This is a genomic window from Microcystis sp. LEGE 08355 (genome assembly GCF_015207185.1).
Lineage (GTDB): Bacteria > Cyanobacteriota > Cyanobacteriia > Cyanobacteriales > Microcystaceae > Microcystis > Microcystis panniformis.
Map to the genome: position 1 here is coordinate 1 of NZ_JADEXI010000238.1, position 6,738 is coordinate 6,738.

Below are 6,738 nucleotides of genomic sequence, written 5' to 3' on the forward strand. Positions count from 1 at the left end.
ACCATTATCTGCATACATAGAGGGAAATCGCGGAGGGCTGATAATCCTTGAAAGCCTTATCAATACTAGCATTATTCCCTCTCAAAATTTCACTAATTCCCCAAGTTTTCCTAACCTTGACCCCCTCTAGGAGACAAAAAATTCAAAACCTACTATCTTAACTTGGTTCTTAGCGCAAGTCAACCCTTTATTTAAATTTTTGATTCTCTTGCCCGATAACGATATAAATTCTCGTAATGACCAACCGATTTTCCGTGATACGGTTGAACAGAACGCAACCAAGTTAGCTTTGCAAGCAAAAAGGAATGTTAGCAAATTCCTTCAGCTTTGCATTGGGAACTTGCTAACGCACAATAAGAAAGTCTATGAATAAACAACTGATCAACAAACTACAAGCTGTAACTGCCCTTACCGTAGTGGGGACTACAGCCTCGATAATTTGTTCCCAGACAGCAGGACACAGCAACAGCCTGACGGATATTAGCGTAGGTCGTCAAACTGTTATCGAGTCAACTACTCAAACCGTTCTGTCCGCTTTTTCTAATAGTCGAACATTCGATTCAGATATTAAATTATCACGTTCGGTTCAAGATAATGCTAACGAAATTCTAAAAACTTTGGAGTCCCTAGTGGACAAAGAAAATACCGTCCCCGCAAGCGTTACACCCTGGACCCAAGAGGCCATTCCTTCGACGATACAACCCCAATCACAACCCAATCAAGTCAAACCAGTCCCGGCCAGCAATCCTACCTCAGTGACACCGCCAGAGAAGCCGAAAACAACCCAAGGGACAAAAACCAGCAGTCGCCCCCGTAAACGGGGAATGGCCTCTTGGTATGGTTCCGGTTTCCACGGTCGTCGCACCGCTAGTGGTGAGACTTTTAACTCTAGTGGTTTAACTGCCGCCCATCGCTATCTACCCTTCGGCACCAAGGTTAGGGTAACTAATCTGCGTAATGGGCGCTCGGTGGTGGTGCGAATTAATGATCGCGGTCCGTTTAGCGGTGGTCGCGTCATCGACCTCTCCAGAGGTGCGGCAGCGATTATCGGTGTCTTCCAGTCGGGAGTTGCCCCAGTGGTCTTGGAAGTTTTAGGCAGATAATCAGTAAACAGTTATCAGTAAACAGTTATCAGTGAAAAGACAGCACTGTTAATCTGCTTCTGGGAAAATCTAGTACAAATGCTCAGGCTTCCTCCTTATCCCTGACTTGAAAGAGGGTGTAGGGTGTGGGGTGTAGGGAAGGAAACCTCTTTCATCTCTGGTGGTGAAAATTTTTTCATCGGGACTGACTAAAAACTCACATCTGATCAGTGATAACTGATAACTGATAACTGATAACTGATAACTGATAACTGATAACTGATAACTGATAACTGGTAACTGATAACTGATAACTGGTAACTGATAACTGATAACTGATAACTGATAACTGATAACTGATAACTGATAACTGCTATAGTGATCCTATTGGGATTTGACTGGGTTTATGTTAGAAATTAGCGATTTATCGGTTAATTATGGCGGAATAAAGGCATTACAGCAGGTTAGTTTAAGGGTAGAAAGGGGGGAAATTGTCACCCTGATTGGAGCGAACGGAGCAGGAAAAACGACGACTCTAAAGACGATATCTCGGCTTTTAACGGCAAAGACGGGGCGAATAATTTATCAAGGTCAAGATATTACCCATTTACCCCCCCATGAAATCGTTAAGCGGGGAATTGCCCATAGTCCGGAAGGGAGAAGAATCTTAGCGCGTCAAACAGTCTTGACAAATTTGCAGTTAGGGGCCTATACGAGGAGCGATCGCCTAGGAGTAAAAAGTGATATCGAAAAGCAGTGGCAACTGTTTCCCCGACTATGGGAGCGCCGAGAGCAGTTAGCGGGAACCCTAAGCGGTGGGGAACAGCAGATGCTGGCAATCGCCAGAGCTTTAATGAGTAGTCCCAAGTTATTGTTACTAGACGAACCCAGTTTAGGACTAGCGCCGCAGATAGTGCGAGAAATCTTCAGCATTATCCGTCAATTAAACGAATCGGGAGTAACTATCCTGTTAGTGGAACAAAACGCCAATTTAGCCCTAGAAACTGCCAATCGCGGCTATGTTTTGGAAGCGGGACGCTTGACTATCGCAGGAGAAGCCGGGGATTTACTCAAGGATGAGCGGGTCAAACAAGCTTATTTGGGCTGATCAATCACAGTGGGGGGATCATTGAAGAAAATCTATAGTAAAACTTGGTAAAAAATATTAACAAAATTTTACAAAGTCGCCTAGAATGAACACATAACCAAATAGGTATTTTTTCTTACTGCCATGCTAACGGCTAACTTCCCCTGGCTCACTGCCATCATTTTGCTCCCCTTGCTTGCCTCCTTCCTTATCCCTGTAATCCCCGACAAGGAAGGAAAAACTGTTCGTTGGTTCGCTCTTGGAGTCGGACTAGCAGACTTTATATTAATGTGTTACGTCTTTTTACAAAAATATGATTTAAGCAACCCCAACCTACAATTAGTGGAAAAAATCGATTGGGTTCCCCAAATAGGTTTAAGTTGGGCGGTGTCGGTGGATGGTATATCGGCACCGTTAGTTTTATTAGCAGGATTGGTGACAACCCTTTCTATCTTGGCCGCATGGCAAGTGGACCGTAAACCCCGTTTATTCTACTTCCTGATGCTGTTGCTCTACGCCGCTCAGATTGGTGTTTTCGTCGCCCAAGACTTATTATTATTCTTTTTAATGTGGGAAATCGAGTTAATTCCCGTTTATCTACTCGTTTCCATCTGGGGTGGCCAAAAACGTCGTTATGCAGCCACTAAATTCTTACTCTACACCGCCGCCGCTTCTATCTTCATCCTCGTTGCTGGTCTAGCCATGGCTCTTTACGGTGGTGGTGCGATGACCTTTGATATGGCGGAATTAGGATTTAAAGATTATCCCCTCGCTTTAGAATTAGTCCTTTACGCCGGTTTATTAATCGCTTTCGGGGTCAAACTCGCCATCTTCCCCCTCCATACTTGGCTCCCCGATGCTCACGGTGAAGCTTCTGCACCTGTATCGATGATTCTCGCTGGTGTTCTCCTCAAAATGGGTGGTTATGGTTTAATCCGTCTTAATATGGGGCTTCTACCCGATGCACACATCTACTTTGCCCCGATTCTAGCGATTCTCGGTGTCGTTAATATTATCTACGGTGCTTTCGCTTCCTTCGGTCAACAAAACATGAAACGCCGTCTCGCTTATTCCTCGGTTTCACACATGGGATTCGTCCTTTTAGGGATTGCTTCCTTTACCGATGTGGGTATTAGCGGTGCTATGTTACAAATGCTCTCCCACGGTTTAATTGCCGCCGTCTTATTCTTCCTTGCTGGTGTCACCTACGACCGCACCCATACCTTAGCTTTAAACGAGATGGGTGGGATTGCTCAAGCGATGCCGAAAGTCTTCGCTCTCTTTACTGCCGGCGCCATGGCTTCCCTAGCGTTACCCGGAATGAGCGGTTTTGCCAGCGAAATTACTGTATTCATCGGTGTCACTAGCAGTGACGTTTATAGCCAAACCTTCCGGGTTGTGACTGTCTTCCTCGCTTCCGTTGGTTTAATCCTCACCCCGATTTATCTACTCTCCATGCTTCGTCAAGTTTTCTACGGAGATGGTTCTTCCTGCGATATTACTAACATTCTCCCCAACAAAAGTAACGAACAGGCAGTTTGTTTCGGTACTAGCTGTGTCCTCCCTCATGAATCAGAATATATTGACGCTAAACCCAGAGAAATCTTTATCGCTGTCTCTTTCCTCGCTTTGATTGTCGCTATCGGTTTCTATCCCCAACTGGCTACGCGTATCTACGATGTCAAAACGGTGGCAGTTAACTCGGAAGTGCGTCAAGCTTACACAGAAATCGCCGCTACTCGTCAAAATATCTACGCTGAAACTCAACTGGACGTAAGCGCCAAAGTTGCCAGCATCCTCCAATAAATTGGCAAGTCTAAAGTGAATAGGTTATCAGGAGTAGAAATTCTGCTCCTGATTTTTTTGGCGAGGAGATAATTAATTAGGGTTGGCTGAATAAATGTGAAATATAGACGAGGTAAGGGTTTTAGGGGTCTATTTCGCAAAACAAGTGCAAGATTTTCAGAGAATCGTGGTCTTGTAGGGGCGAAGCATTCGGGCATAACCTATCGCTGAAACCGTAGATTTCCTATCCGAATGCTTCGCCCCTACTTTTTCAGCAAACCCTACATAAACAAACTATAATCTACATGAAAGAAATGTCCTAATAATTTCGCCTGTTCTTGGCTAATTGACCCTTTTCCTGCAATTAAACTAGAAGCAATTTTGTCAGAGCCAAGGATTATGGCTATGTCTTTCTTGTTAACGCTTTGTTGCTCCATCAAAAACAATAACATAGAATTAGGTGTGGTTGATTCTTGTAGATAAAAGCTTCTTTCAAAATTCTCAATTAAAAAAATTAGAAGCTCATAAAGTTCATCTTCTTCGGGAGTTCGATGCTGACGGTGCATCAATTCTTCGACAATAACCAGAGCTTTTTCATTTTCTGCTTCTGTTCTGATAACTTTAGGTAAATGGCGAGCTAGTAATTCTTTGTATTTTTCTGGATTAAAAGTAAGGGTCATTTTTCCATTGCTCCTTATCGTATTCAGCGTGAGTTAAAACATACTTGATATAAATTAGCCGCTTCTGATAATCGATACTGGTTATAAGGCGATAACGATTTCCTTTAATGTTAAAAACAGTAAAATTACCAACTGCTTCTGCTTGGGGAAATACTGTTTGAACCTCAACTAAATTATACCAAATTGCTTGACTGGCAATTTTATGCCAATTTTCTAAAGCTATTCGGGAATCAGCGTGTTTATTCGTAAATTCTCGTAATCTTCGATAGCTGATGACGTGCATTTATAAAAACAAACATAAATTATCTCTATTGTTAAAAAAGGTGGACAATGCTCATTAAATAAAATTAAGGAATACATTTTTTAACTTGCTCAAGAGACAATCCCAACGTACTAGCAATTTGCTCGGCCGTCAAGCCAAGCTCGACTAAGTTTGGAATAATTTCTAGTTTTGCTTTTTGTCTTTCTCTTTCCAGAATTGTCAGGCTTTCTTTAACATAAGGTATAGCAGTTTCTTCTATTATTGATTCAATATTTTCTGTCTCATAACTTTGTGAAGGATTAGCACAGAGGTTAATGTTACCGATTTGCACAGGATTAACCATATTGGAGTACGCATTTGCCACTCCTAATCTTTCAATAGTAGCACGGAAATTAGACTTATTTAAATCTTCTCCTAAAGCTTCGGAAAGAATGCGCCACAGTTGATAAGCTTCATCTTTAGTATGCCCTGCCGAACAATGATATTCTTCAGAAATATGGGTATATTTTTTTCCATTAAGGACTCCCTTCAGAATCGCAACCTGCAGACTGTCAAGATGTTGCCCCGTTTGTGCGAAAACTAGGTCATCCACGTATTTCAACACCGCTTGTACGTCCATTAACCTGTTGCTTCATACCTCTAACGCCCACCCGTTATTATCCGCTATAATCCGCTTTTTGTCAAGATTATTAATAAAACTCCCGCCTTTATCCGCCACCATCCGACTTTAGATTAGCTGAAATCAGGCTTATGCTTGAAGCAGGAATTGATGAGGCTAAAAGAATGGCTAATAAAATTACCACCATAACACTAGCTACTGGAGTTTTCCTCGGTTGTGCAGTCATTGAAACTCCCGTTGTAAATTCTGCTCCAACATTACTCGGACCAACTCCTTATCTTAGCTTTAATGATAGTCCATTTAAAAATGTTAACTTTAGCTATTTTTACCTTGAGAATTTTGAGGATGGTTCCCTGAATGTGCCAGGTGTTACAGCCTCTAGTGCTAGTGGCTTACCATTTGGCGTGGAAGGTCCAGGTTTTTATACAGATTCTGTTGATATTGACGACGGAGTGATTGATGGAAACGGGCAACAAGGTCATTATCTCGTTGAAGTAGGTAATGGAATAATAGGAGGCTTTAAATTTACTTTCAATGCCAATACTTTAGGAAACTTTCCTACTCATGTAGGTATTGTCTGGACAGATTCATATTCAAGCTTTGGCGGAATAGATCAAACACCACTAACTTTTGAAGGGTTTGATGCACAAGGAAATTCTTTAGGTACTATTGCACTTGGTCAGGGACAGATTGGCGATACCAGAAACGACGGAACAACAGTTGATGATCGCTTTTTTGGAGTTATCAATTTAGCAGGCATTTCAGCTATCTCAATATCTCAGACTTTGATCAATGTAGGCTTTGGAGTAGATCACTTAGAATATGGATTTGTTCCCCAATCTAGTCAACCTGTTTCTGAACCTTCCACTGTCTTTGGTTTATTAGGATTCGGTTTATTTGGACTAGGTGTATTCTGCAAGCGGACTGTTTCAGCTAATTGGATGTAATAGATTCTCCCGATCTCCCGGGGAGCATCCCACTTTTGCAATAAGCAATTGTACTTAGATGTGAAATGCTTATATGGCAAGCCTTTTCGGGAGTTCATAGATTTTTAACGGTTCTCTAAATTGTGTGATTGGAACCAGAATCGTTATACTATAGCAATTCTCTGACTCATGAGGTACAGTAGCAACAGTGAGTAAACCAATTGCGAATATCTTTTTGAGTAACTTCTAACATAGCTAATTCAATCCCTTCTATTAAGTCTTTGTAAGTTCTCGCCT

General features: G+C 42.1%; 7 protein-coding genes and 1 pseudogene. 4 read left to right on the forward strand and 4 right to left on the reverse strand.

The window, feature by feature from the left end; all coding sequences use genetic code 11:
• Positions 1–365 precede the first annotated feature (365 nt).
• The 3 genes from IQ242_RS13120 (at position 366) to IQ242_RS13130 (ending at position 3,975) form a co-directional block, all read left to right on the forward strand.
• On the forward strand, positions 366–1,103 hold the full coding sequence (locus tag IQ242_RS13120) for a septal ring lytic transglycosylase RlpA family protein (protein WP_193960272.1): 738 nt from the start codon (positions 366–368) through the stop codon (positions 1,101–1,103).
• A 385-nt stretch (positions 1,104–1,488) separates the two neighbouring features.
• Positions 1,489–2,190 carry an ABC transporter ATP-binding protein gene (locus tag IQ242_RS13125; protein ID WP_193960273.1) on the forward strand — a complete coding sequence of 234 codons (702 nt, stop codon included), beginning with the start codon at positions 1,489–1,491 and terminating at the stop codon, positions 2,188–2,190.
• 123 nt (positions 2,191–2,313) lie between these two features.
• Positions 2,314–3,975, forward strand: a complete 1,662-nt coding sequence (locus tag IQ242_RS13130) for an NAD(P)H-quinone oxidoreductase subunit 4 (protein ID WP_193960274.1) — start codon at positions 2,314–2,316, stop codon at positions 3,973–3,975.
• Between the two features lie 260 nt (positions 3,976–4,235).
• Here the strand turns inward: IQ242_RS13130 and IQ242_RS13135 are convergent, their stop codons facing one another.
• The 3 genes from IQ242_RS13135 to IQ242_RS13145 all read right to left on the reverse strand — a co-directional run bounded on the left by IQ242_RS13135 (position 4,236) and on the right by IQ242_RS13145 (position 5,515).
• On the reverse strand, positions 4,236–4,634 hold the full coding sequence (locus tag IQ242_RS13135; protein WP_002788855.1) for a type II toxin-antitoxin system HigA family antitoxin: 399 nt from the start codon (positions 4,632–4,634) through the stop codon (positions 4,236–4,238).
• Complete coding sequence (locus tag IQ242_RS13140; RefSeq protein WP_002788853.1) at positions 4,618–4,917, reverse strand: type II toxin-antitoxin system HigB family toxin; 300 nt, start codon at positions 4,915–4,917, stop codon at positions 4,618–4,620. Before IQ242_RS13140 ends, IQ242_RS13135 begins: the two co-directional genes overlap by 17 nt.
• Before the next feature lie 64 nt (positions 4,918–4,981).
• Complete coding sequence (locus IQ242_RS13145) at positions 4,982–5,515, reverse strand: hypothetical protein (protein WP_002788851.1); 534 nt, start codon at positions 5,513–5,515, stop codon at positions 4,982–4,984.
• Between the two features lie 131 nt (positions 5,516–5,646).
• On the opposite strand from IQ242_RS13145, the gene IQ242_RS13150 reads away from it, so the two are divergent.
• Complete coding sequence (locus IQ242_RS13150) at positions 5,647–6,462, forward strand: PEP-CTERM sorting domain-containing protein (RefSeq protein WP_002788850.1); 816 nt, start codon at positions 5,647–5,649, stop codon at positions 6,460–6,462.
• 166 nt (positions 6,463–6,628) lie between these two features.
• Here the strand turns inward: IQ242_RS13150 and IQ242_RS13155 are convergent.
• Positions 6,629–6,738, reverse strand: a pseudogene (locus IQ242_RS13155) (IS630 family transposase); the annotation flags it as partial.

Coding starts and splice junctions, on each gene's coding strand:
- IQ242_RS13120 (WP_193960272.1), top strand. CDS start 366: ATGAATAAACAACTGATCAACAAACTACAAGCTGTAACTGCCCTTACC.
- IQ242_RS13125 (WP_193960273.1), top strand. CDS start 1,489: ATGTTAGAAATTAGCGATTTATCGGTTAATTATGGCGGAATAAAGGCA.
- IQ242_RS13130 (WP_193960274.1), top strand. CDS start 2,314: ATGCTAACGGCTAACTTCCCCTGGCTCACTGCCATCATTTTGCTCCCC.
- IQ242_RS13135 (WP_002788855.1), bottom strand. CDS start 4,634: ATGACCCTTACTTTTAATCCAGAAAAATACAAAGAATTACTAGCTCGC.
- IQ242_RS13140 (WP_002788853.1), bottom strand. CDS start 4,917: ATGCACGTCATCAGCTATCGAAGATTACGAGAATTTACGAATAAACAC.
- IQ242_RS13145 (WP_002788851.1), bottom strand. CDS start 5,515: ATGGACGTACAAGCGGTGTTGAAATACGTGGATGACCTAGTTTTCGCA.
- IQ242_RS13150 (WP_002788850.1), top strand. CDS start 5,647: ATGCTTGAAGCAGGAATTGATGAGGCTAAAAGAATGGCTAATAAAATT.